The 23,980-nt window shown below is 43.6% G+C and carries 19 protein-coding genes; 12 read left to right on the forward strand and 7 right to left on the reverse strand.

Annotated features, from left to right (window positions below):
* On the reverse strand, positions 1–776 hold a 776-nt coding region (locus ACM0OX_RS29990; RefSeq protein WP_414518663.1), incomplete at its 3' end, for a HEAT repeat domain-containing protein.
* Positions 777–1,097: 321 nt separating this feature from the next.
* Between ACM0OX_RS29990 and ACM0OX_RS29995 the strand changes: the two genes are divergently transcribed.
* Complete coding sequence (locus ACM0OX_RS29995; protein ID WP_414518664.1) at positions 1,098–1,922, forward strand: Rpn family recombination-promoting nuclease/putative transposase; 825 nt, start codon at positions 1,098–1,100, stop codon at positions 1,920–1,922.
* 72 nt (positions 1,923–1,994) lie between these two features.
* Entirely contained in the window at positions 1,995–2,255 is a 261-nt protein-coding gene (locus tag ACM0OX_RS30000) for a DUF4351 domain-containing protein (RefSeq protein WP_414518665.1), read from the forward strand.
* A gap of 166 nt (positions 2,256–2,421) precedes the next feature.
* On the opposite strand, the gene ACM0OX_RS30005 is transcribed toward ACM0OX_RS30000, so the two are convergent.
* The 4 genes from ACM0OX_RS30005 to ACM0OX_RS30020 all read right to left on the reverse strand — a co-directional run bounded on the left by ACM0OX_RS30005 (position 2,422) and on the right by ACM0OX_RS30020 (position 7,447).
* Positions 2,422–2,760 carry a hypothetical protein gene (locus ACM0OX_RS30005; RefSeq protein ID WP_289798597.1) on the reverse strand — a complete coding sequence of 113 codons (339 nt, stop codon included), beginning with the start codon at positions 2,758–2,760 and terminating at the stop codon, positions 2,422–2,424.
* Positions 2,761–2,901: 141 nt separating this feature from the next.
* On the reverse strand, positions 2,902–5,451 hold the full coding sequence (locus ACM0OX_RS30010) for a cyclic nucleotide-binding domain-containing protein (RefSeq protein WP_414518666.1): 2,550 nt from the start codon (positions 5,449–5,451) through the stop codon (positions 2,902–2,904).
* A 124-nt stretch (positions 5,452–5,575) separates the two neighbouring features.
* Positions 5,576–6,223 carry a response regulator gene (locus ACM0OX_RS30015; RefSeq protein ID WP_414518667.1) on the reverse strand — a complete coding sequence of 216 codons (648 nt, stop codon included), beginning with the start codon at positions 6,221–6,223 and terminating at the stop codon, positions 5,576–5,578.
* Positions 6,224–6,226: 3 nt separating this feature from the next.
* A complete protein-coding gene (locus ACM0OX_RS30020; protein ID WP_414518668.1) occupies positions 6,227–7,447 on the reverse strand; it encodes a sensor histidine kinase in 1,221 nt (406 codons plus the stop codon).
* A gap of 499 nt (positions 7,448–7,946) precedes the next feature.
* Here ACM0OX_RS30020 and ACM0OX_RS30025 point away from each other — a divergent pair, with 499 nt between their 5' ends.
* The 10 genes from ACM0OX_RS30025 (at position 7,947) to ACM0OX_RS30070 (ending at position 21,813) form a co-directional block, all read left to right on the forward strand.
* On the forward strand, positions 7,947–8,330 hold the full coding sequence (locus ACM0OX_RS30025; protein ID WP_335059127.1) for a hypothetical protein: 384 nt from the start codon (positions 7,947–7,949) through the stop codon (positions 8,328–8,330).
* Between the two features lie 140 nt (positions 8,331–8,470).
* On the forward strand, positions 8,471–9,751 hold the full coding sequence (locus ACM0OX_RS30030) for a S41 family peptidase (RefSeq protein WP_414518669.1): 1,281 nt from the start codon (positions 8,471–8,473) through the stop codon (positions 9,749–9,751).
* 248 nt (positions 9,752–9,999) lie between these two features.
* Entirely contained in the window at positions 10,000–10,908 is a 909-nt protein-coding gene (locus ACM0OX_RS30035; protein ID WP_414518670.1) for a hypothetical protein, read from the forward strand.
* 20 nt (positions 10,909–10,928) lie between these two features.
* The gene (locus tag ACM0OX_RS30040; protein ID WP_414518671.1) at positions 10,929–11,915 is read left to right on the forward strand and encodes an RNA polymerase sigma factor, RpoD/SigA family; all 987 of its coding nucleotides are present in this window, start codon (positions 10,929–10,931) and stop codon (positions 11,913–11,915) included.
* A gap of 247 nt (positions 11,916–12,162) precedes the next feature.
* Positions 12,163–13,710 (forward strand): efflux RND transporter periplasmic adaptor subunit, encoded by a 1,548-nt coding sequence (locus ACM0OX_RS30045; RefSeq protein ID WP_414518672.1) that lies wholly within the window; start codon positions 12,163–12,165, stop codon positions 13,708–13,710.
* A complete protein-coding gene (locus tag ACM0OX_RS30050; protein WP_414518673.1) occupies positions 13,707–16,829 on the forward strand; it encodes an efflux RND transporter permease subunit in 3,123 nt (1,040 codons plus the stop codon). The genes ACM0OX_RS30045 and ACM0OX_RS30050 overlap by 4 nt, the downstream gene beginning before the upstream one ends.
* 233 nt (positions 16,830–17,062) lie before the next feature.
* Positions 17,063–20,185, forward strand: a complete 3,123-nt coding sequence (locus ACM0OX_RS30055; RefSeq protein WP_414518674.1) for an efflux RND transporter permease subunit — start codon at positions 17,063–17,065, stop codon at positions 20,183–20,185.
* Positions 20,186–20,783: 598 nt separating this feature from the next.
* Positions 20,784–21,326, forward strand: a complete 543-nt coding sequence (locus ACM0OX_RS30060) for a cysteine peptidase family C39 domain-containing protein (protein ID WP_414518675.1) — start codon at positions 20,784–20,786, stop codon at positions 21,324–21,326.
* A 56-nt stretch (positions 21,327–21,382) separates the two neighbouring features.
* Positions 21,383–21,529 carry a biotin/lipoyl-binding protein gene (locus ACM0OX_RS30065; RefSeq protein WP_414518679.1) on the forward strand — a complete coding sequence of 49 codons (147 nt, stop codon included), beginning with the start codon at positions 21,383–21,385 and terminating at the stop codon, positions 21,527–21,529.
* A 77-nt stretch (positions 21,530–21,606) separates the two neighbouring features.
* The gene (locus tag ACM0OX_RS30070) at positions 21,607–21,813 is read left to right on the forward strand and encodes a hypothetical protein (RefSeq protein WP_414518676.1); all 207 of its coding nucleotides are present in this window, start codon (positions 21,607–21,609) and stop codon (positions 21,811–21,813) included.
* An 88-nt stretch (positions 21,814–21,901) separates the two neighbouring features.
* Here the strand turns inward: ACM0OX_RS30070 and ACM0OX_RS30075 are convergent, their stop codons facing one another.
* Positions 21,902–22,498, reverse strand: coding sequence for a Uma2 family endonuclease (locus ACM0OX_RS30075; protein WP_414518677.1), 597 nt, complete (start codon positions 22,496–22,498; stop codon positions 21,902–21,904).
* A gap of 208 nt (positions 22,499–22,706) precedes the next feature.
* Positions 22,707–23,174: a hypothetical protein gene (locus tag ACM0OX_RS30080; protein ID WP_414518678.1), complete on the reverse strand. Its 468-nt coding sequence runs from the start codon at positions 23,172–23,174 to the stop codon at positions 22,707–22,709.
* Between the last annotated feature and the right edge of the window lie 806 nt (positions 23,175–23,980).

A 23,980-nucleotide genomic window follows, 5' to 3' on the forward strand; every position in this document is an offset into this window, starting at 1 on the left:
GGTTTGGCAGCCTCCCCCAGATTTCCCAATGCCTCTGCTGCACCGGAACGAACATTATTGTCAACGGTTTTATCCTTGAGGATGTCAGCGATGTCTTTGACGTAGGGTTTGGCAGCCTCCCCCAGATTTCCCAATGCCGATGCTGCACTGGAACGAACACTATAGTCAACGGATTTATCCTTCAAGATGTCGAGGATGTCTTTAACGTAGGGTTTGGCAGCCTCCCCCAGATTTCCCAATGCCTCTGCTGCACCGGAACGAACATCTGAGCCAACAGTTTTATCCTTGAGGATGTCAGCGATTTCTTTGACGTAGGGTTTGGCAGACTCTCCCAAATTTTCCAATGCCGATGCTGCATAGGAATGAACAGAGGGGTCAACGGTTTTATCCTTGAGGATGTCGAGGATGTCTTTGACGTAGGGTTTGGCTGCCTCCCCCAGATTTCCCAATGCCAATGCTGCACTGGAACGAACATCTGAGTTAACGGTTTTATCTTTGAGGATTTTGGCAGCTTTTTGAGCAATATCTTCCGGTTTTTTACCCAGAGATTTTAAATCTTTGAGATCATACTCAACTAATTTGCTGAATGCAGATCCCTTTACTTCGTCATATCCATCATCAAGGGCAGCAATAATACCGTTAATCTGCCAAGCTTCTGGCTTTGGCTTCGGCGATTCTTTCGCGCTTACCCAAGGCAGCGCGAGGAGGAGTGACAACAGCAGAATAAAGGGAAAAAGGAAAAAAGGCGATCGCTTTTTAATTATGTGCAGATGCATTAGTATAATTCGTAATTTCTTTAGTAATAAAGGCTGTTTCTGCCCTTTCCTTGGTACGGAAAGAGAAGGGAATTAGGTTTTTTACTAGTAAATCAGGAACCGCTACAGTTATCTTTTTACCGTCTGATAACTCAACCTAGCTAGAAATGGAATATTAATGTAATTATTACAGGTACAGGAATTTAAAAAGATACACCCAAAGTATAATAATGAGTTTCCTTGAGCGATGGTGCGACGCCGAATAGCCCGTCGTAGACATCGCCTACTCAAACCACTGCACGAGATAATAACAATACCTCGTTCAATTGTTAGCGATCGCAAATGTCTTTTGATAACCTTTGCAAACTCCTGTCCGAAAAACATCCTGCTACCTTTGCCAGTTGGGTATTAGGAACACCGCAAACTTCCGTCAAAGTCCTCAAAACCGAATTGAGCATTGAACCAATTCGCGCTGATTATGTCACATTCTTACAATTAGAAGGACGCATTCTTCATCTAGAATTTCAAACCAAACTAGAATCTACGCCACCCCTACCCCTGCGGATGCTAGATTATTGGGTACGCTTGTATCGTTTGTATCGTCTACCGATAACGCAAGTTGTCGTATTATTGCTTCCCCCTGCACCAGGAACAGTAATTGAAACTGTCTTCTGTGTCGAAACTACCCGTCATGAATATCGCGTGATTCGCTTATGGGAAGAAAATCCTGAACCATTCCTCAACGATCCTGCTTTGTTACCATTAGCACCACTGACCGCAACTACGCAACCTCAAGCATTGTTGCAACAAGTTGTGGTCAAAGTTAATCAACTTGAGCCAAGACAACGACCAGAAATTTCCGCGTATACCCAAATCTTAGCGGGGTTAAAATACAATCAAGACTTGATTCGACAATTATTTCGGGAGGGTATGATGCGCGAGTCAGTGATTTATCAAGAAATTCTCGCTGAAGGTGAACAACGCGGCGAACAACGAGAACGAGCGCTGATTCTCCGTCTGCTTACTCGACGGGTGGGAGAATTACCCCAAGATATGCTAGACCGGATTGAAACTCTCTCCTTAGAACAATTAGAAAATCTCGGTGAAGCATTGTTGGATTTTCAGGCGATCGCGGATTTAGAAACCTGGTTTAGTAGATTAGAGTAGCAACTAATTAAATCTACTCTCTATGTCGCTCGTCAAAATCAAGATTTGATTCGACAATTATTTCGGGAGCGTATGATGCGCGAGTCAGTGATTTATCAAGAAATTCTCGCTGAAGGCGAACAACGAGAACGAGCGCTGATTCTCCGTCAGCTTACTCGACGGGTGGGAGAATTACCCCAAGAGGTGCTACCTCGTATTGAAACTCTCTCTTTAGAACAATTAGAAAATCTCGGTGAAGCATTGTTGGATTTTCAGGCGATGCCTACGGCGGTAAACTACGCGGATTTAGAAACCTGGTTTAGTACATTAGACGTAGGAGTGAAAATAACGTAGGTACAATTTATGAATTATGCCTACCAAGGATTTCGGGCAACGCATAATTAATTTCACTCCTATGTCTATTAGATGAATTTTTCCATTTGAGCCAATGTCTGATGGCACTAGGGGGAAAAATAGTTTCAGAAGGACGAAAGCGAGTTGAGCTTGTCAGATTGCCACATTAGAGTTCAATTAACTTGAATCCCCAAGGTTTCAAAGCTGCTAAAGCTATTTCTTCTTTTACACCCTCATAAGCCTCCCATTCCAACGGGTGTTCTTTGGGATGTCCGTCGCCGACATTACCTGCAACTTTAATTATTGGACAGTTGGCGATGCGATCGCGCTCCAATCCTCTGGGAATTGCTAGTTCGATTTTGTGCCCGATAAACTTCGCGGTACTATCATTAGCTACAGATTCACGGATTAAACAAATATCACCAGCAGTCCCCCAAGTCGTTTGGTAAATGTGGAGGAATGATATATAAGTTGCAGGTTTGATGGATCTTTTTAGAACGTGCATTATCTGTAATCCTTACACTATGAGTCAAAAATCATAAATCATATAAGTATTTTCTATCACGTTCGTAGGGAAGAATGTTCTTAAATCACATTTTGCACCTAGCCCAGGCGATTAGAAACCGCCTGGTGGAAGATGTGAAGCTCAAAAGACGATAATTGCCCACATACTAACTCCCAAAGCGATCGCTGCTAGGTGTTGCCAAAGGAGCGATAGTTTCGCTAAACCCTTTGGTGTACCCACTGATTGCTTGGCAATTTTTTGCGTTAATAACATAGTCAGCAACACTGAGAAAATTATCGTTGTACCTTGCAAAAAGGCAATCACAGCCGGGTGAGCAACTAATATTGGTAATTGTTCACCACTCAAACCAAGAGTCGCAAAGGTAACAGGTAAAATCCGCCCGCCTTCGCCTAAGCCCAAACGTAAATAGTGAGCCAAGTTGCCTCCCAAGACTAATGGTAGGTAGCCGTAGGCGAGTTCTACAAAGGAGCGAGGCTTACGGTTAAAATTGAACACTTGGATCAAGCCATAAGCCCCAAAGGTAAGAGCTGCTGGAATAATTAACACTAGCAGCGATAATCCCAAGTGCTGCCAAAAATCAGTTAAATCCAGTTGCAGCCCTAACCAAGATTGCAACTCTGGTAAGCGATGCAAATATATCCCACCCAACAGCAAAAACAATAATGCTACTTCATAAGTGCGGGGTACATGAGTTGTCCACAGTTCAATTCCAGGGGGACGCAAGTTGAACTCAACGGAACGATGGGGACAGGCTTTTAGGCAAGTCATGCACAGGACGCAATCTCGGTTATCTTCTAACTGGGCTGGGTGTGAGTATAAAGGACATCCATTGGTTTCTAGCCCTTCGCCTTTTTGCGGCCCGCCTTTATAACACTGATACGTGGTGCAACTGGCAGAACATATCCCTTGCTGTGCCCGGAGTTCCGTCATTGAGAGTTTGGCAAATAAACCATTCATTCCGCCGATGGGGCAGAGATAGCGACACCAAAACCGCCGCTCAAAAAGAGCCGAGAAAATCATTGCCCCAGCAGTAATTAACAGCAGCAAACAAGCACTGAGGTAAGCTGTATTTTCTAAATGCCAGAGTTCTTCCCATAAGAAAATTAGGGTAAATAACCCAAACATGAACCATCCGCCCCATTTCTCACCTTGTTCTCTCGGCCAGCGCTTGAGTTTTCGAGGCCACAGCCATAAAGAGAGCTTTTGGGTGATTTCTCCATAAATCATGAAGGGACAAACAGAACACCAGATACGCCCTAAAAAGGGAAAGAGAAATAAGAAGAAAGGCCACCACCAAGCCCAAAATAGATTTAAGACGAAATTGCGATCGCGGGTTTGCGGCCCAATGAATAATATTGCCACAATAATCGCAAAAGCCGTTGCAGTAAAACCATAATTAATGCGATCGGGCCACCAGTCACTACGTAAAAACCGCCGCAAATTAGGATAGGCATTTAACAGATTTACCCGAAATCGTTTTTTCTTAGTTTCGGCTGGCCAGAAAATTTCTTCTGTTAATTCATTCGCACCCTCAGCTTGCACGATCGCTCTTTCTACCAGATTTTTCAATTCTTTGAGGTTGCCAGGAAAATCATAAGACTGGAGGCGACGCAAAGCTTCTGGGGTAATATGCGGTTTAGAAACGCCTCTAGAGCGAGTGTAAAGACTGGTATAATATTCGACTTGTGTCTGAATATCAGCTTTCCGCACCCGTAGCGGTGGTACTTTAATAATGTGACCAACAGAACGTTCAACTGTCGGCTGAGTTTTTTCTGAAACAATCAGAATTCTGGCTTTAGTGGGACGAGCTTCGGCTATTGGATCTCCAGAACGACTGACGGGTGTATATGTAGCAGTTTTGAGCAACTGCGTCACGGCAGGTAATAATTCTTCGGGCAATTCTTGGATGTTGTTGAAAACTAGAGTACCTTCCCCTAACCATTCCAACAGTCCGGGTTTGCCGCCAGCACGACCAAATAAATCTGCGCCGCTAGTTTGGAGAATACCACAATTGACTTTAATAATTGGTTCTCGCCGTTTGGGAGAACCAAAGTGGATCAGGGCTGCTATATTGTCTTTTTCTAACCCTGGTTCTCCGAAAATATCCACAGATTTGCGATCGGCAGCCGCTTCTCGAATTTGCTCCCGCAGCCGCACAGCATAGCGACTTGTACCGACAATTCCCCGTTGCGCTTTGGTAACTAAATATGGGCGCAAGGCAATAGAACGTTCTTGTTCATAGCCAAGTGCAGATGTTACCTGAGCTAATTCTTGAGCCAATTGACGCGAAAAAGCCTGAGCAATTTCGGGGTATTGAGTGACTAATTCCCGAAATTTAGCAGCAGGTACAACCCACAAGTGACATTCAGTTACTGTAGTAATTGTGAATGGAGTTGATTCATCCAACAGCAATTCTTTGAGTTCAATCACTGCACCGGGAAGGAATCCACAAGCTAAAGCTGGGTTGCTTTGATTGGTGGTATTGCTTTCGAGTTGACCTTCTACAAGAATATAAAGGGCTTCTGGAGAATTGCCTTCACTAACTAAGTCAGTTTCGGCACTCACTACTTGTTCTTCAATTACTTGAGCGATCGCATTTAATACTTCAGGTGAGAGAATTCCTAAACTTGTGCGTTCTTGTAGCCATGTAACCGTTTCTGGAGATGTCATATTTAGTTCTCCCTGTAGGCTGCTGTATAACAAGAATTATCCCTGAAAGGGTATGTCAAAATATCTATATTCAGTGGTTGTGCATTAATACATAATGTGCATTGACTTCTTCCCCAAGTAGACTCTATTTAAGTCCACTAAATAACGAATGGGCAAACAAAGCGGCTTGAGTGCGATCGCGTAAACTCAAGCGACTGAGAATATTGGTAACATAGTTTTTAACAGTATTTTCTGAAAGAAACAGCGATTCGGCAATTTCTCGGTTATTGGCTCCACAAGCAATTAACCGCAATACGTCTAATTCTCTGGCTGTAAGTTGCGCTAATTCTGGAGGAGTTTGCACAGACGTTACAGGTGCGGTAATCGGCGTGAGTGCTTTCTCAAACAATCCCGGGCCGAGTAGAGTTTGTCCCTTGTAGACAGATCGAATTGCCAACATTAGTTCATCTGGTTCGGTGTCCTTGAGCAAATAGCCCTTTGCACCCAGCCGCATCGCCTGAAAAACATACTCATCATCATCGAAGGTGGTGAGGACGAGAACTTTAATATCAGGATATTGTTGAGCGATCGCTTTTGTGGTGGCAACTCCATCCATTACGGGCATCCGAATATCCATTAGCACAATATCGGGTTGCAGTGCAGCAATCTGTTCGAGTGCCCGTTGCCCATTCTCCGCCTCACCGATTACCTGCATCTCTGCATTCGACTCAAGCATACTCTTAAGTCCTTGGCGAATAAGATGCTGATCGTCAACTAATAAAATCCGAATCATAAGCTAAAACACCAACAGCTTTGAGAGTGGCAAAGAAACAGAAATACAGCAGCCTGTTCCTAGTTGACTGTGGAGATTTAATTCGCCGCCCAATGCAACCGTCCGTTCTCGCATCCCTTGTAATCCAAAGCCGGTCGTATTTTGAGTGGGGTTAAAACCTCTTCCATTATCTTCGATTGACAGATGAATCATCCCAGCGTGAGCCAGAAGTTTAACGGTGACACTCGTCGCCTCGGCGTGTTTGCAAATATTTGTCAGCGATTCTTGCACAATGCGGTAAAGGGCTGTGTTTACTTCTGTTGGTAAAGTGTACGGGAGATCGATTTTACAGGATGGTTCAATACCAGTGGTTTGCTGAAAATCTATCAATAGCTTTTCAATGGATGATTTGAGAGATTGCCCTTGCAAAGGATTTGAACGCAACACCGAAAGCGATCGCCGAATTTCTAGCAGCGCTTCAGCCCCCAGTTCTTTTGCCTGTTTGAGAAATGTCAATGCTTTATCATTATTTGATTGCCAAAACAACAGAGTATTATTAATCTGAATGGTTTGGGCAGCGAGAGTGTGTCCCAATCCATCATGAATTTCGCGGGCAATTCGGTTGCGTTCCTGCAAGGTTGCCTGATCTTCAATCCGCAGGGCATACTGGCAAAGTTGTTGATTGATGATCTCTAATTGCTGATGGGCAATTTCTAACTGCTCTCGACTTTGGCGCTCTGCAAGCAGGGCATTAATTAACAATAAAGCGAATACTAAGGTTAAACTAAACAATAATATATTACTTAATCGCCAATCCCAGGACATGAGGATTAGCTTATCTGGCAGAAAATTCTCAGGTACAATTGGTCTGGATAAAAGCAAGGTTCCATAAACAAGCAGAGATAAAATCAAGACAGCCAACTGTCCCGATCGCTTAAATATGAGACAACTCCGCATCACCAATACCAGACATAGCAGGAAAACGGAGCGAGTCGATAAAGTATGTTGAGTTGCTGGCAGCAAAATTAAACCGAATTCCAGGGCTGTATAAATTAATTTGCTTTCCGGCTTCACCATTGGTAGCCTCAAACCCATCAAGCTGAAAGTTGCGATCGCCAGAACTCCTAGCGGCAAAGACCAGGATAACTGAAACGGCAGCAGAACTTCCATAAACACTGCCGTGGCTAATAACAGCCACTCTAGGTAAAGCAACAAACGGAAAGATGGATAGGTCAAGCTAACCATAGAACTGTTCCAACTCAATGGACTTTGTGAGAAAACCATAGGTATTTTCACAATTTTAGGATGAAACTATTCTTTCTATATAACGAATCTGTCTCTAGTATTGATAGAGCCGTTTCGACTAATTAATTATTTCTAAATTAGGAAAAAAGTCACAAGAACTTGAGTACTTTTTTACTGGTCAGGTTAGGAATTCTAGCTCATGTGCAAACTCATTCCAACTTCTAAGATTAGCTGGTGTGAGTAAAGCAGCAACTTTTAAAACATCTTCTAAGAGAATGTTTTAAAAGTCCTTTCGTCGGTAGCAAAACATTATCGATCCCCCCAACCCCCCTTAAAAAGGGGGGCTTTAATTCCGGTTCCCCCCTTTTTAAGGGGGTTAGGGGGGATCTGAAAGTGTCTAAAGTCACAGTGAAATACTTTTCAAACATCTTCTAAACAGTCATAAACCGAAATTGAGTCAGAACAGTTCTATTACACACAACAAAAACCAGAGAAGTAAATGATTAAAAAACAGATAATTTTACCAACCCTGCTATTTGCAACTATCCTAATTACAGGAATGACAGGTTGCACCAGTTCTAAATCTCCAGATGTGTCTCAAGGGAATGATTCTGGCACAAAGGTATCTGATACTTCTACGACAAACTCTCCGGCATCAAATACGTCAGAACGCGCTCAAAAGCGCGAAGAAATTCGCAAGCAAGTTGAGGCAGTTCTGACCCCAGATCAGGTAAAGGAATTATCAACGAAATTACAAAAAGGCGAAAAAATGCGTAAAGCAGTGTTGAGCCTAAATCTTACTGCTGAACAAAAGACTAAGATTCAGGATATTTTTAAGACTGCCTATCCCCACCGCAAAGGGAAATCTCAAGATAATTCCTAGTAGTTTTATCAAAACAGAATTCAGGAGTCAGGAGTCAGAATTCAGAAGGAATTATCTGCGACTTATGGTATTCAGCCTTTTATTAATTGCATTCTGGATTCTGAATTCTGAATTCTGGGTTATTCTTCAAGAATTAAAGTATGTTTAAACAAAAAATTCTCGTCAAGATAGAACTGGCTGTGATAACAGCAATCCTTGTAGGAACAGGTTTATACACTTCCAAAGCTCTCGGTAAACCACAACCCACCTCTCAAAAGCTAGTGGATGAGGTGTGGCAAATCCTAGATAAAAATTATGTTGATGTCAGCTTTAACCATCAAGATTGGCAAGCAATTCGACAGCAGTATATTAGCCGTTCCTATAGTTCCAAAAAAGAGGCTTATGGAGCGATTGAAGAAATGGTGGCGAAATTAGGCGATCGCTACACCGAGTTTTTCGATCCGCAAGAATTTAAAGCTCTAAATAACGACATTTCTGGCAACCTCAGTGGTGTAGGGCTGGAACTGGCACAGAACGAAAAAACTAAAGCCTTAACCGTTGTCGCCCCAATTCAAGGAACCCCTGCTTTTAAAGCGGGTATTTTGCCGGACGATGTAATTGTCCAAATTAACGGTCAAAAAACTCAGGGGATGAAAATTGATGATGCGGTGAAGCGGATTCTCGGCCCGGTGGGAACTAAGGTAGTACTCACGATTCAACGGGGTAATCAATCGCAAACTTTCAAACTTACCCGCGCCAATATTGCGATCCATCCTGTAACTTACAACACGCAAACAACCTCAGCAGGTAAAATTGGTTATATTCGTTTGCCAGAGTTTACGGCAACTGCTCCCGCAGAGATGCATCGGGCAATTCAAGCATTAGAAAAACAACAGGTACAGGGCTACGTTTTAGATTTGCGTTCCGATCCAGGTGGGCTGCTGGATGCGAGTTTGCAAATTGCCAGTATGTGGTTGAAACAAGGAGCGATCGTGTCTTTGGTAAATCGAGACCAAGTGAAAGAAAGCTACGATGCATCGGGACATCCTCTCACCGACAAACCCTTAGTAATACTGGTTGATAAGGGATCTGCTAGCGCCAGTGAAATTCTATCGGGAGCGCTACAAGACGACAATCGCGCCACCTTAGTCGGGACTCGCACCTTTGGTAAAGGTTTAGTTCAAGCCGTAGAGCCACTAGAAGATGGTTCGGGGCTGAAACTAACGATCGCTAAATACTATACACCGAAAGGTCGAGATATCAATCATGTCGGCATTGCCCCAGATATTAACGTGGCATTAACCGAGGCACAACAGAAAGCCTTAGTGCAAAACCAAACCTTGGGAACATTAGCCGATCCTCAGTATGCTAGCGCTGTTGCTGACCTGAGCAAATTAATTCAGTCTGGGGGGAATCATGTGAGTTTACAGCGTGGGGAATAAACACTATTGAGAACAAGTCATTGTAATTCGTAATTCGTAATTCGTAATTAAACAGGACTTACGCAAAATAATGGAAAAACGAACCGCATACTCCTACGGAGAAGCAAGCTACGCGCAGCGTCTCGTTAGAGAAGGCGCAAAGGAATGAGAATTTCAGAGAGTTATTGCGTAAGTCCTATTAAATTATGATTGCAACTCTGAATTAATCGAATTACGAATTATTCTGTCAGGAACTATATTTTTCTATCATGTCAACCCGCAAAGCCCAACGACTTGAAATTTGTGAACCAGTCCCAGGTTTGCAAATCTTGGTTCAACTCAGCAACACTCCTTTAGTGCGGACAATCATAGCTATTGTTACCCACCATCAGCTAGCGATCGTCGGGCTGGTATTTGTTGCCACCTTGGTTTTTGCTATGCGGGAAAACGCCCCTTGGCTGACAGTACCTAAACAGGTAGCGATTGAATTCTTTTCTGCTGTATCCCAGTCTCTAGCAGCTTTATTGGGTGTGTTAATTGTTTTCCTCACCTTTACTAGTCAGTTGATCGCCCAAAGAAGATATGAGGACTACTATACACTTCAGATTCAGATAGACCAACTGATTCGTCTAACTCAGTCTCTTCCCTCCGAACTCAGTAATTTTGATGAAACTCTGATTGCACTGATTAACTATTTAGTTCCCTTACATTTAAAGGATTTTCCAATCTGGTCAACTAGCTCTCAGGTTCTACCTTGGGACAAGCTTTTAGATAATTTCAAGCATGAACAGGAATTGACGCAAGTACAGCAACAATACTCCTTAGCTACACATCTGCACCAACAACAAATTTTACTTGTCATCAATAACATGGAAGAAATCCTAGAAAGATTTTCTAGACTTTACAATCGCATACTAGAGATGAGTCGTTTCATTCTCGCAATTGTCAAGTTGTCATTTCTTCTAGGAGTTTCGCTTGTATTTTTGCTGTTATTTGGCATTATCGATTTGCAAAGGAAATTTCCCGATCTCAGCCTACCTGTAATTGTTTCTTTAGCAATTTGGGTATTGATTGCTCTTTTGGAACTAGTACTTGATACCTGGTTTTTTTATAAAAACCTTTATGGTTCATCGAGTCACTATCTGCACTTTTTCCCCAATAAAAAATACCCCAGTTAATAGGCAGAGGCTAACTCAACATGAGTAACTTAACATCATTCCTAGATACTAAAGCTATTAACACAAGCAAAGCATCTCAATTTACAACTGATACAGTACGTGCTTATCTTCAAGAAATTGGGCGGATACCTCTGTTAACCCAGGAGCAAGAAGTTTTTTTTGCCCAACAAGTTCAGCAGATGATGAAAATGCTTGCAGAATCCGAAAAACTGACTGTTGAATTAAATCGTACCCCCACACTGTCAGAATGGGCTGACCAGATGCAGTTAAGCGAACAAGAACTACTTCAAAAGCTAAATCAAGGGAAAAAAGCCAAGCAGAAAATGATGGCGTCTAATCTCCGGCTCGTGGTGTCAATTGCCAAGCAATATCAGAGACGGAACTTAGAACTGATGGATTTAATTCAAGAAGGTACTTTGGGTTTGGAAAGAGGGATTGAGAAATTCAATCCGGCTTTAGGATACAGATTTTCAACCTACGTTTACTGGTGGATTCGTCAAGGAATTACCAGAGCGATCGCTCAACAAGGACGCGCAATTAGATTACCGATTCATATCAATGAAAAGTTAAATAAAATTAAGCGCGTTCAGCGAGAGTTATCTCAAAAGTTGGGTCGTATTCCTACCACTACGGAAATTGCTCATGCACTTTCTTTGGAGCCTAGTCAGATTCGGGAATATCTAACTTTAGCTCGTCAAACTATCTCTCTCGATCTTCAGGTTGGTTCAGAGAGAGATGTAAAGTTAGAAGATTTAATCGAAGATGATAGATATTCGGACAATGGCTATACTAATGAGCAATTTCTCAATCAAGAGCTGGAAGAATTATTGTCAAGTTTATCTAGACAACAACAAGAAATCTTAAACCTACACTTTGGTTTAACAGATGGAAATGAACTTTCTCTAGAACAGATTGGTCAGCGCATGGGTATTAGCCGAGAACGAGTCAGACAGATAGAAAAACAAGCTCTCCACCTTCTATATCGGCAGCTAAGAAGTAATAAATAAATGCAGGCAAAAAGTATTCCTTAAGATAGTGAGATATTTTGAATATGATTACTTAAGAGGTATTTAAAAATATTATTTGTTTGATTTAAAATCGACAAAATCATCATTATTTGAAAAGGCACATCGAGCAAACCGGAAAAAACGAATTATTTAGATGTGCCGCTTCAAATGAAATTGGTATCATCGGCAGTTGAGGTAGTAAAGGATTTCACGGTTTTTAATTAACTAAAATGTATTGGAGGTTCTGATGAACCATGAAATTTCTAACGATTTGGCTGAGAACAGTATACAACCAGAGCTACCGCGATCGCCAAAAAAGAAAAAGATTACTTTGATAATTTTGGGCGTGCTATTACTGGCTGGACTAGGTTTTTTTAGCATCTATGCAGGTGCAGCCAAGTCAGACAAAAGTGAAAAATCTGGGCGTAATAAGCAACAAGTTACACCTGTAACTGTGGCAATGGTGACACAAAAAACGGTTCCCTTACAATTGCAGGCGATCGGTAATGTGCAAGCGGGGTCTACAGTATCGATTACACCCCAAGCTAGCGGACGGATTATTGGAGTTTATTTCAAGAAAGGTCAAGATGTAAAAAAGGGACAACTTTTGTTTACCCTAGATGACCGATCGCAAGCTGCTGCGATTCAGCAAGCTCAAGGAGTTGTAGCAAAAGACCAAGCCTCGGTACAACAAGCTAGAGATGCATTAACTAGAGATTTGGGTCAGGTAGACCAAGCTAGAGCCACTTTAGTCAAAGACCAAGCTTTGGTGCGACAAGCCGAGGCGAATTTGGCCAAGGATCAAGCACAAGCAGAATTTGCTCAGGGACAGAGCGATCGCTATAGTGCGTTATATAAGAAAGGCGCGATTAGTTTAGATCAAGCACAGCAATACGTTTCCAATAGCAAATCGGCTACAGCAACACTTCAGGCAGATCGAGAAGCGATCGCTAATGCTGAAGCAGTTTTGAAAAGCGATCGCGTGGCGCTGACTAATGCTGGTGCAGTTGTTCAAGGCGATCGAGCTGCGATCGCTAATGCTCAAGCTGTTGTCACTTCCGACCAAGGAGCATTAGACAATACCAAAGTGCAATTATCTTACGCCAAAATTTATGCGCCGATTGATGGTCGCGCTGGCAATATTCTGGTGACTCAGGGCAATGTGGTACAAGCCAACAGCACGACTCCACTTGTTACCATCACCCAAATTCGCCCGATTCAAGTTGCTTTTTCCATTCCTGAAACAAATCTGCCCCAGGTACAAAAGTATATGCAGAATGGCAAGCTGAAGGTAGATGTGACGTTTCCCGATAATCCATCTCATCCAATACCAGGTGCTTTGACATTTGTCAATAATACGGTCGATAACACCACAGGGACAATTCAACTAATTGGCGACTTTGATAATACTCAGGGACACTTATTTCCCGGTCAATTTGTCAACGCAACGCTGACGCTGACTGAACAACCAAATGCAACAGTTGTTCCTTCCCAAGCCGTGCAGAATGGCCCCGATGGGCAGTTTGTTTTTGTAGTTAAGCCAGACATGACGGTAGAAAACGTTCCAGTTACAGTTAGCAGCACGATTCAGGGGCTAGATGTAATTCAGAAAGGGCCGCAACCAGGCGATAAAATTGTTACCGATGGTCAAGCGAATCTCGTTTCGGGTAGCAAAATCCGCATCAAAACAGCCGGCAATGACTCAAGTGCAGGTGGAAATTCTTCGAGAAAAGGAAGGGCAGGGGGCAGGCAGCAGGGCGGAGAATCTCCGAAGTCAGGCGGAGGTGAATCATGAACCTCTCAGAACCATTTATCCGTCGCCCGATCATGACGACTCTGGTGATGGCAGCGATTTTGATCTTCGGTTTCATGAGTTATCGCTTGCTGCCCATCAGCGATTTACCTAGTGTGGATTATCCCACAATTCAGGTAAGTGCTTCCCGGCCGGGAGCCAGCCCGGAAACAATGGCAGCATCGGTTGCTCGTCCTTTAGAGAAGCAATTTTCTAGTATTGCTGGACTCGATTCGCTTAACTCAACTAGTACTCTGGGACAGACTCAAATTACCCTGCAATTTAACCTGAGTCGGAATATTGATGATGCGGCGCAGGATGTACAAGCCGCGATATCAGGAGCATCGGGACAAATTGCTAACGATTTACCCAATCCTCCCACTTACAGCAAAGTTAACCCCGCAGACCAACCGATTCTTTATCTTTACCTCGATTCTCCCACTCTGCCGCTTTCCCAGGTAGATAATTATGCCGAGACTTATTTGGCGCAAAAGCTATCTACAATCAATGGTGTGGCACAGGTAGCTGTCTACGGTTCCCAAAAGTATGCGGCTCGAATTCAACTCGATCCGCAGCAATTGGCAACGCGGCAAATTGGGCTAGATCAGGTGGCAACGGCGATTCAACAAGGTAACGTCAATTTGCCTACCGGCAGTCTTTCGGGAAATCACAAGAATTTTACAGTTCAAACTAACGGACAACTTGAGGATGCGGCTGCTTATCGTCAGTTGATTGTCTCTTATAAAGATGGAATGCCCATCTATCTCAATCAACTGGGTAGGATTGTTGACAGTGTAGAAAATGACAAGGTGGCAAGCTGGTATAACAATACCCGCGCCATTATTCTCACCATTCAAAGACAGCCCGGAACCAATACGGTGCAAGTCGTAGACACGATTAAGAAATTACTCCCGGATTTGCGCGACCAAATTCCGGCATCAGTAGAAATTGGTATTCTCTATGATGCATCTCAGTCAATTCGAGATTCAGTAGATGATGTCAGATTTACCTTGATTCTGACGATCGCTCTAGTTATCTTAGTAATTTTCATCTTTTTGCGGAACCTTTCGGCGACGGTGATTCCCAGTTTGGCGTTACCCGTTTCGCTGATTGGAACCTTTGCAGTGATGTATTTGCTGCACTACTCACTAGATAATCTATCACTGATGGCGTTGACCCTTTCGGTGGGTTTCGTCGTGGATGATGCGATCGTCATGCTAGAAAATATCGTCCGTCACATGGAAATGGGGGAACGTCCTTTAGAAGCGGCGTTGAATGGATCGAGAGAAATTGGTTTCACCATTCTATCGATGACACTTTCCTTAGTTGCAGTGTTCATCCCCATGTTGTTCATGAGTGAAGTCCTGGGACGATTATTTCATGAATTTGCTGTGACGATCGCAGTTGCAATTCTCGTCTCTGGTTTTGTGTCTTTGACTTTGACTCCGATGTTGTGCAGCCGTTTTCTGCGTCCTGTAAATCATGCTAATCAAAGCCGGTTATATCAAGCTTCCGAATATGTCTTCGATCGCTTCCTCGGTCTGTACGATTGGAGTCTCAAAAAAGTCTTAAAATATCACCGCACCACGATGATTTTATCTATCTTTCTATTGGCGGTGACAGTTGGGTTGTTGGTGATAGTTCCCAAGGGCTTTATTCCTAGCGAAGATACCGGACAAATTACAGGCATTACCCAAGCAGCCGAGGATGCATCCTTTGATAATCTTGTCCAGCATCAGCAGACAGTTGCTAACCTGATCCGCCAAGATCCAAATGTAGATGCAGTCAACTCCAATATTGGCGCAGGAGCGAGTGCTAATGGCAGTGGAGCAGCAGTTGCAGCCAATTCTGGTAGTTTGTTTATTCGGTTAAAACCGCGATCGCAGCGCCAACTAGGAGCCGACGAAATCGTGCAAAATTTGCGAACTAAACTCGCCACTGTTCCAGGCATCCAAGTATTCTTACAAAATCCTCCAGCAATACCCATTGGCGCTCAACAAAGCACAGGACTTTATCAAGTTGCACTTCAGAGTTCTGATGTCAAACCCTTGCAGGAATATGTTCCTCAACTTGTTACCAAGATGAAGGAGATGAAAGAACTCCAGGATGTTAACAGCGATTTACAGTTTGCTTCCCAGATTCAAATTGACATTGACCGCGATAAAGCTTCAACTTATGGTATTACTGCCGAGCAAATTGAAAATACCCTCAGAAGTGCTTACGGTTCCTACCAAGTGTCAACCATCTATGCAGCGACCAATGAGTATCAGGTGATTTTGGAATTAGCACCCCAGTTTCAGCAGGATATCAATGCTTTGTTGGCATTATACATTAACTCTAGTACTGGAGTGGCAGTTCCTCTGAAGACATTTGCCAAACTATCTCAAGGAGTCAGCCCGTTAATGGTTAATCATAACGGTCGGATGAACGCCGCCACCATTTCCTTTAACCTCGCGCCCGGTGTGTCCTTGGGAAATGCCAACGATGAGATTGAAAAACTGATTAATCAGGTAATTCCTGCCAGCATTAGCACCAGTTTTCAAGGTGCAAGCCAGGTATTTCAAAGTTCACTGCCGAGTTTGGGTTTATTGTTAGCGATCGCCATCCTCGTAATTTATCTGATTTTGGGTGTTCTCTATGAGGATTTCATTCACCCAATTACGATTCTTTCTGGTTTGCCCTCAGCAGGTTTTGGCGCATTGTTAACGCTGATATTATTTCATGTCGAACTCAATGTTTACTCCTTCATCGGCATCATTCTCTTAGTGGGCATTGTGAAGAAAAACGGCATCATGATGGTGGACTTTGCAATTGTTGCCCAGCGAGAAGAAGGGAAAAAACCGTCTGAGGCGATTTATCAAGCCTGTTTGGTGCGCTTCCGTCCAATTATGATGACGACAATGGCAGCCTTAATGGGAACCTTGCCTATTGCGATCGGATTTGGGGCTGGTTCCGAATCCCGCCGTCCTTTAGGGATTGCAGTTGTGGGCGGACTGGTGTTTTCTCAGATATTGACTTTGTATTTAACACCCGTGTTCTATATCTATATGGAATCGTGGCGGAAGAAGCTTAATCAAGTTAAGTTCCGGCGGGTGTTTTCGTTTACAGGGGGGCGATCGTGATATTTAAACGAACCGCAGAGACGCAGAGGACACAGAGAGGAGAATCAAGAGAGTTTTATGTGTTGAAACCAGATATTAAAGCCGTTTTTTCCTGTCTCCTGTGTTACAACTCAACATTCAGTTAAGCATTTCTTTCTTCTCTCAGTGTCCTCTGCGCCTCTGCGGTTCGTAAAGAGTTAAGCCTTAATCCAAACGTATCGCATCCTCACCACATTTCTGGGAGAACAAAACTCATGAACCTTTCAGAACTCTTCATCCGTCGTCCAGTCATGACCACTTTGGTAATGATGGGTATCCTCATTTTCGGTCTCATGAGTTATCTACTGTTACCCATCAGCGCCCTACCTAACGTTGAATATCCTTTTATATCTGTCTCCGCTAGTCTCCCTGGTGCTACCCCAGAAACAATGGCCTCTTCAGTCGCCGCACCCCTAGAAAGACAGTTTACCGAAATTGCCGGACTAAATTCATTCAATTCCACCAGTTCAACTGGTAGCACAAACATCTCCTTACAATTTGACTTTAGCCGCAGAGTGGAAGATGCCGCCAAAGATGTCCAGGCAGCCATCTCAGCCGCAGCCGGACAACTGCCAGCCGGAATGCCTCACCCACCCACCTACCGCAAAGTTAACCCATCTGTCTCACCGGTTCTTTACCTCTATATGTATTCTGAGACACAGCCAATCTCAACAGTAGATGAATACGCGGAGGTAACAGTTGGTCAACCCATCTCAATGATTGATGGTGTTGCTCAGGTACAGGTTTTTGGTCAACAGCAATATGCAGTCCGCGTTCAGCTTGATCCGCGAGAGTTAGCATCGCGGGGAATTGGTCTAAATCAGGTAAAAACTGCCATTCAACAGGGAAATGTCAATTTGCCAACAGGCAGTCTCTCTGACACTTACAAAAATTATACGATTCAAGCGAACGGTCAACTCACCGATGCTGCCGGCTATCGCCAGCTAATTGTAACTTACAAGAATGGTGCGCCCGTGCGGCTCCAGGATTTGGGGCAAGTAATTGACAGCGAACAAAATGTCAAAGTCTCGAATTTGTATAGCGATCGCAAGGTGACAAACCGTCATTCTGTTGTTCTCGCTGTACAGCCGCAACCGGGAGCTAATACTGTAAATATTGTTGATGCCATCCAAGAACTTTTACCTACACTCCGCGAACAAGTTCCCAAATCCATAGAAATGGGGATTATGTACGATCGCTCTCAAACCATCCGAGCCTCTGTCAACGATGTGAAATTTACCTTGGTTCTCTCGGTTTGTCTAGTTGTCTTGGTGATTTTCTTATTTTTACGTGACATCACTGCGACGCTGATTCCCAGTTTGGCTTTACCTGTAGCAATCATTGGCACTTTTGCAGTAATGTATCTGTCGGGCTTCTCCCTAGACAACCTGTCACTCATGGCTTTGACCCTTTCCGTGGGCTTTGTGGTGGATGATGCGATCGTGGTGTTAGAAAATATCGTCCGTTATCGAGAAATGGGCGAATCTCCGCTAAACGCGGCATTAAAGGGATCGAGGGAAATCAGCTTCACCATTTTGTCAATGACCCTTTCCTTGGTGGCAGTTTTCATCCCGATCATGTTTATGAGTGGAATCATCGGTAAATTATTTCATGAATTTGCCGTGACGATCGCAGTGGCAATTTTGGTTTCGGGTTTTGTTTCCCTCAGTCTCACCCCAATGTTGTGCAGTCGCTTTCTGGGTTCGCATCAGCAAAGACCAAATCTGCTATATCGAGTTTCAGAACGGGCATTTGATTTACTACTGCGGGGATATGATTGGACGCTCAAACCTGTCTTAAAATACCGCCTGATGACACTCATTGGTTCTGGCATTTTGCTGGTAATGACCGTCTATTTGTTCGTCATCGTTCCCAAAGGATTTATTCCTACGGAAGACACCGGACAACTGATGGCGAACACGAAAGGAGCGCAAGATATTTCTTTTGATGATATGCGGCATCACCAGCAAAAGGTTGTTGACATCATTCGTCAAGACCCCAATATTGAAGCAGTTGACTCGATTGTGGGTGCAAGTGGCCCGAATGCATCAGTCAACTCTGGGCGAATTACGATTCGCCTCAAGCCACGTTCTGAACGTAAACTGAGTGCTGACAAAATCATTCAAGAGTTAACCCCCAAATTAAGACGTGTAGTTGGGGTTAAGACATTCCTCCGTTCTCCGCCAGCTATTCCCATCGGTGGACAACAAACTAATTCTACTTATCAGTTCACGTTGCAGAGTTTGAATCTACAAGACTTACGCCAATACGTTCCTAAACTTGTAGATAAAGTCAAAACCCTACCAGGACTCCAGAACGTTGACACCGATTTACAACTCAGCACTCCCCAAATCCAAGTCAAATTTGACCACAACAAAGCTGCAACCCTTGGCATTACCGCTCAACAAGTTGAACAAACCCTCAGCGCAGCCTATGGTTCCAGCCAGGTTTCCACTATTTATACTCCAAATGACCAATTCTATGTAATCTTAGAAGTGAAACCGGAGTTTCAACGAGATCCTAGCGCCCTATCGATGCTCTATGTGCAATCGAGTACAGGGAAACTTGTTCCTTTGAGTGCGATCGCTAATATTACTCAGAGTGTCGGCCCGCTCACGGTTACTCACGTTGCTCAACTCCCCTCTGCAACTATCTCTTTTGACACGCTTCCAGGAACGTCTCTAAGTCAGGCTACAGATGCCATCAAGCAAGCAGCCAGTGAGGTGTTACCCTCAACAATTACCACCAGCTTTCAGGGTTCAGCCCAGACTTTTCAACAGTCCTTCAACGATTTAGGCGTATTGTTGTTGGTGTCTATTTTAGTCATTTATTTGATTCTTGGTATCCTTTATGAGGATTTCATTCACCCAATCACCATTCTTTCTGGTTTGCCTTCAGCGGGTTTTGGTGCATTACTGACGCTGCTAATTTTCCAGGTTGATTTAAATCTTTACTCTTTCATCGGCATAATTCTCTTGGTGGGTATCGTCAAGAAAAACGGGATTATGCTGGTGGACTTTGCAATTGAAGCGCAACGAAAGGAAGGTAAAAATTCCTTTGATGCCATCTATACCGCTTGCTTGATTCGCTTCCGTCCGATTATGATGACGACGATGGCAGCTTTAATTGGGACATTGCCTATTGCTCTGGGGACGGGAGTTGGTTCAGAAGCGCGTCGTCCTTTGGGGATTGCGATCGTTGGTGGATTGGTGTTCTCTCAGATATTAACTCTCTATTTGACTCCAGTGTTTTACATTTATATGGAGACATGGCGGAAAAAGCTGAGTATGCAGAGTAGGAAAGCTGAAAAAAAGCATCTGCCAGCAGTTAAAAGTTAATAATAATTTTTGGTAAAATTGAGCATGAGTAAACAGACCTCACCCACCCAGCCTCCCTCTCCTGCGAGGCTACGGTGTACACACAAGTCCTAAAAACCTAGCTTGATAAGACTTTCCTCGTTCCCAGTCTCCGGCTGGGAATGCATTCATTGAGTCTCTGACTCAATGCCAGATTGGAGGCTCTGCCTCCACGAGGAGCATTCCCATGTAGAGCTTGTGTTCGAGATAAACGAGAGAAGAATGGAAAATCAAGCTTTTTTCGACTTGTGTGTACACCGTAGCCTCGCAAGCGGGGAGGGGATTAAGGGGAGCCAGCGCGGGGTCTTGGGGGTTTCCCCCATGAGCGACTGGCGTGTGGGGTGCAATGACTGTGGTTAGTATAACTAATTATGCGGACATGATATGACTCAATATCTGACTAGAGGCAGAGCCTCTAATCAGGCATTCCTATGCTCTGCATAGGAACGAGATAAAACGAGATAACAATGAAAAATTGATCTTTTTTCGACTTGTGTGTACACCGTAGCTCCTAACAGGAGAGGGGCTGGGGGTGAGGTCAAAATCCTGTGCATCGAACTCACGTATCATTAAGACAAATATGCGTCTGGTGAGATTGCCCAAATCAATATCCAAATCAATATTTAGAGAAAATCTTGCCACTCCTACACCAAAAACACTCTTACCCGCAGAGATTCCCTACGCCTCAGAAATTACTGTCACAGAAGCACCAGCAGCTAAGGGTAAACAAAAGAAGTTTCCTTATATCAAAGGTAGAGGGCCGCTGGATGCAACACTCGCTTACTTCCAGATGTTGAGCCAATACTTTAACATCTTCTGGCGCAGAGATACATTGCAGCGGGTGTTGACAAAGCAGTACGAACACAAAGGCGTTATATCTCTGCAATTTTGCGCTGCTGCTGCTGAGTTGATAGGGTTGACAACACAGATGGTAAAAGTTCCCGCTACCGCAGTCGGACGCTTGCAATTATCAGTAATGATTTCTTGGCAAGATAGTTTTGCAATTATTTACAAAAATAGCGATCGAGGGTTACTCATTGCCGTTCCAGAGATGGGACTACTGCGCTACAAATTACGAGACTTTGCGGAAAACTGCTATCCATTTATGCTACTGGCAAGTTAGAACCACAGGGTGCTGTCAAAGAAATTCAGGCTCCGATTCATGGTCTTGTCAATGAGATTTTAGTCAAAGATGGTCAGCGAGTCAAAAAAGGTGAAACACTCATTACCCTAGAAAAAACTTCTTCTGAGGCGGAGTTAACTAGCGCTAAAGAGTTGCTGACAATTAATCAACAAATTCTCCGCAAGTTTGAACCTCTAGCTTAGTAGGGGGCGATTTCCCAGGTGCAGTACTTGAAACAGCAACAGGATGTCACAGCACTAAACAAGCAGAAGTAATCCGATTGAATCGGGAACAGCAACGATTACAATTAGCGATCGCACAATCAAATCAAAAATTCCGCAATACTGCGGCTGTGTCTCAAGAAGATTTACTAGCCAAAATTACAGATAATGACAAAAATCTTGCCGGAATTGAAAGCCAATTAACTAAGGTAATTGTAGATAATCAAAAACGCATCTATGAAATTAATAGTCGTGCAAAAGACTGAAAGCTTAAAGTCTCTGCGCTGAACAAAATCTTTTTTAACAGCAGTTTTCAAGCGTGAAACCCAGCATCCCATAAGTATGTGCGATCGCTTATTTCTGGAGCGCCTGTTGAAAAGTCTTGATTGCCTCTACGTGATTCACCATATTCATGCAACGTAACAACAAATCCAGATCGATTCCTTTCACCTCTTCACTACTAGAAACCTTTTCATAGTGAAGTGTATTGCCTTTTCCCCGCAGATGATAGACTTCTAACACACCATCTTCCCAAAACCACACTTCCTTAATCTTCAGCCGCTTGTATGCGTCCAGTTTGTTGATGCCACCACTAGAAAATACCACCTCGATCGCCAGATCGGGTAGCATCCGACCGGGAGCAAGTTTATAAGATTCATCCGCCTCTCGCTTGACGGCGACTGTTTCGCTTTCCAGAGTCATTGAGCCAGTTGGAGTAAAGTCGAACCCGGCCATGAGCAGGTAAAGTTCCAATAATGCAGCAATCCTCTTTTTAACGGTTTCGTGGGGTTCTCCAGGCATTCGTCGGATCTCCAGAATTCCATCCAGAAAAGAGAGTCGGTATCCTGGACGATCTAATAATTGCTCAACTGCTTTGAACTCTCTCCAGGTCATTCCCTCAAATAGAAGAGGTGATTCTTTTTTTGGTGTTGCTATCGTTGCTGGGGTCATTGGAGTCTCCAGTTTGTTTCCAGATTAGAAATAATCAGGTTTGGAGGGCGATCATTTCATTATTCTACTTGCATTGAGAGATGCGATCGCGATCGATAGAAATTCCTGCGTTTTTTGGGTTACAGAACCTTTACATCACAATCTTGTCTTCAAGTTTGAAACTTGTTTCATCAGGACTGCCTCAAAGCGCTTGTTTTATCTCACATTTCTAGCTTCCGGCCAACCATGTACCACAAACCGACAGCATAGCGGAAATGCGAAAAGTGGCCTGTGGAAACCGCTGTGCCAGTGCCAGCGCTCCACCAGCCGTACCTGCACCAAGCTCTAGCACCGTCTCCATTTGAGCGTCTTGAGGAATTAGTTCAGCCATGTTCTCGCGCAACTGCTGACAACTAACATTGTGGCTGAGGGGAATAATGGCATCCATCGCAGCATCCCAGGCTAAACACGACTGAGGGTTGGTGTAGGAATCAGTTGACCCATGAATGGGAGCGTGGATATAGTCAGGGTAATATTCATGCTCGGTATGGTAGCCTTTAAGTTCTTCCGCCCAATTAATTGAGGCATATTCCTGCATTACTGAGGGCATCGCTGCGGTAATGCGTTGAATTACCTCAGTTCGATACGCTTGTTTTTTTCTGCGTTCCATCTCGGCATAATCATCTCCTACTGACACTCGTTACTGGTGTTCCTAGATTCCAATCTGGGAACAAGAAATAAACTGTAAATACAATAGAGCAATACTTCGGACAGTTTTTAATTGAGCCAATTCACAAGAAAGCTATCGATCTTTTAGGGTGATCATTAGAACAAACAAGCACCGGAACGATAGCTAAACCACGTCTACCTTGAAAACCATAGTTTTTTGGACTTAGAGTAAAGCTCATAACTCAAGTCACGACAGAATAATACACTCTCATTAAAAACTCTAGGTTTCAAAATGGACTGGGTTTATATGTAAATTGTACAGAGTCTACTATAAAAAATGGACTGTTTGGGCAAACCACAGATGAAGGCGTTAACAAAAGAATATTGTCATCTCTAAGAATCAATAGACTTCTTGCAAAAGTCGGGGTAAAGGGGAAGGGGAAAAGGGGAAAAAAACTCAAAATCCTTTCCCTTTAACCTTTTCCCTTTTCCCTAAGAGTGCAAAAATATATTTTTGCAAGAGGTCTAATCTACCAATGCGCCAAGACAGTTTACTCTATGCAAGGCACAAGGAATCAGACGATCAGGCGTTGCAGTTTATTTCAAAATCAAAAATAAAAACTATGCTTTGTGTTGCGTAGACATAGAGCGGCTTGTCCTCAGACATCGCCCGCTAAAAATAAGGGCGTTGCTGAATCAAAATATGAATCATGCAATCGCCTCAAGCTTGCGGGCGCTACGCGTCTGCCCACACTTCTACAGCTTATATTTAAACTGAATAGGACTTACGCATTGACAAAAAGAATCATCTATGAAGTCTAGATAATGCCATCA

This window comes from Nostoc sp. PCC 9305 (genome assembly GCF_963920915.1).
Lineage (GTDB): Bacteria > Cyanobacteriota > Cyanobacteriia > Cyanobacteriales > Nostocaceae > Nostoc.

What these genes read in the sequence shown, in the direction of transcription:
- ACM0OX_RS29995 (WP_414518664.1), top strand. Translation starts at nt 1,098, where the DNA reads ATGTCTTTTGATAACCTTTGCAAACTCCTGTCCGAAAAACATCCTGCT.
- ACM0OX_RS30000 (WP_414518665.1), top strand. Translation starts at nt 1,995, where the DNA reads ATGATGCGCGAGTCAGTGATTTATCAAGAAATTCTCGCTGAAGGCGAA.
- ACM0OX_RS30005 (WP_289798597.1), bottom strand. Translation starts at nt 2,760, where the DNA reads ATGCACGTTCTAAAAAGATCCATCAAACCTGCAACTTATATATCATTC.
- ACM0OX_RS30010 (WP_414518666.1), bottom strand. Translation starts at nt 5,451, where the DNA reads ATGACATCTCCAGAAACGGTTACATGGCTACAAGAACGCACAAGTTTA.
- ACM0OX_RS30015 (WP_414518667.1), bottom strand. Translation starts at nt 6,223, where the DNA reads ATGATTCGGATTTTATTAGTTGACGATCAGCATCTTATTCGCCAAGGA.
- ACM0OX_RS30020 (WP_414518668.1), bottom strand. Translation starts at nt 7,447, where the DNA reads ATGGTTAGCTTGACCTATCCATCTTTCCGTTTGTTGCTTTACCTAGAG.
- ACM0OX_RS30025 (WP_335059127.1), top strand. Translation starts at nt 7,947, where the DNA reads ATGATTAAAAAACAGATAATTTTACCAACCCTGCTATTTGCAACTATC.
- ACM0OX_RS30030 (WP_414518669.1), top strand. Translation starts at nt 8,471, where the DNA reads ATGTTTAAACAAAAAATTCTCGTCAAGATAGAACTGGCTGTGATAACA.
- ACM0OX_RS30035 (WP_414518670.1), top strand. Translation starts at nt 10,000, where the DNA reads ATGTCAACCCGCAAAGCCCAACGACTTGAAATTTGTGAACCAGTCCCA.
- ACM0OX_RS30040 (WP_414518671.1), top strand. Translation starts at nt 10,929, where the DNA reads ATGAGTAACTTAACATCATTCCTAGATACTAAAGCTATTAACACAAGC.
- ACM0OX_RS30045 (WP_414518672.1), top strand. Translation starts at nt 12,163, where the DNA reads ATGAACCATGAAATTTCTAACGATTTGGCTGAGAACAGTATACAACCA.
- ACM0OX_RS30050 (WP_414518673.1), top strand. Translation starts at nt 13,707, where the DNA reads ATGAACCTCTCAGAACCATTTATCCGTCGCCCGATCATGACGACTCTG.
- ACM0OX_RS30055 (WP_414518674.1), top strand. Translation starts at nt 17,063, where the DNA reads ATGAACCTTTCAGAACTCTTCATCCGTCGTCCAGTCATGACCACTTTG.
- ACM0OX_RS30060 (WP_414518675.1), top strand. Translation starts at nt 20,784, where the DNA reads ATGCGTCTGGTGAGATTGCCCAAATCAATATCCAAATCAATATTTAGA.
- ACM0OX_RS30075 (WP_414518677.1), bottom strand. Translation starts at nt 22,498, where the DNA reads ATGACCCCAGCAACGATAGCAACACCAAAAAAAGAATCACCTCTTCTA.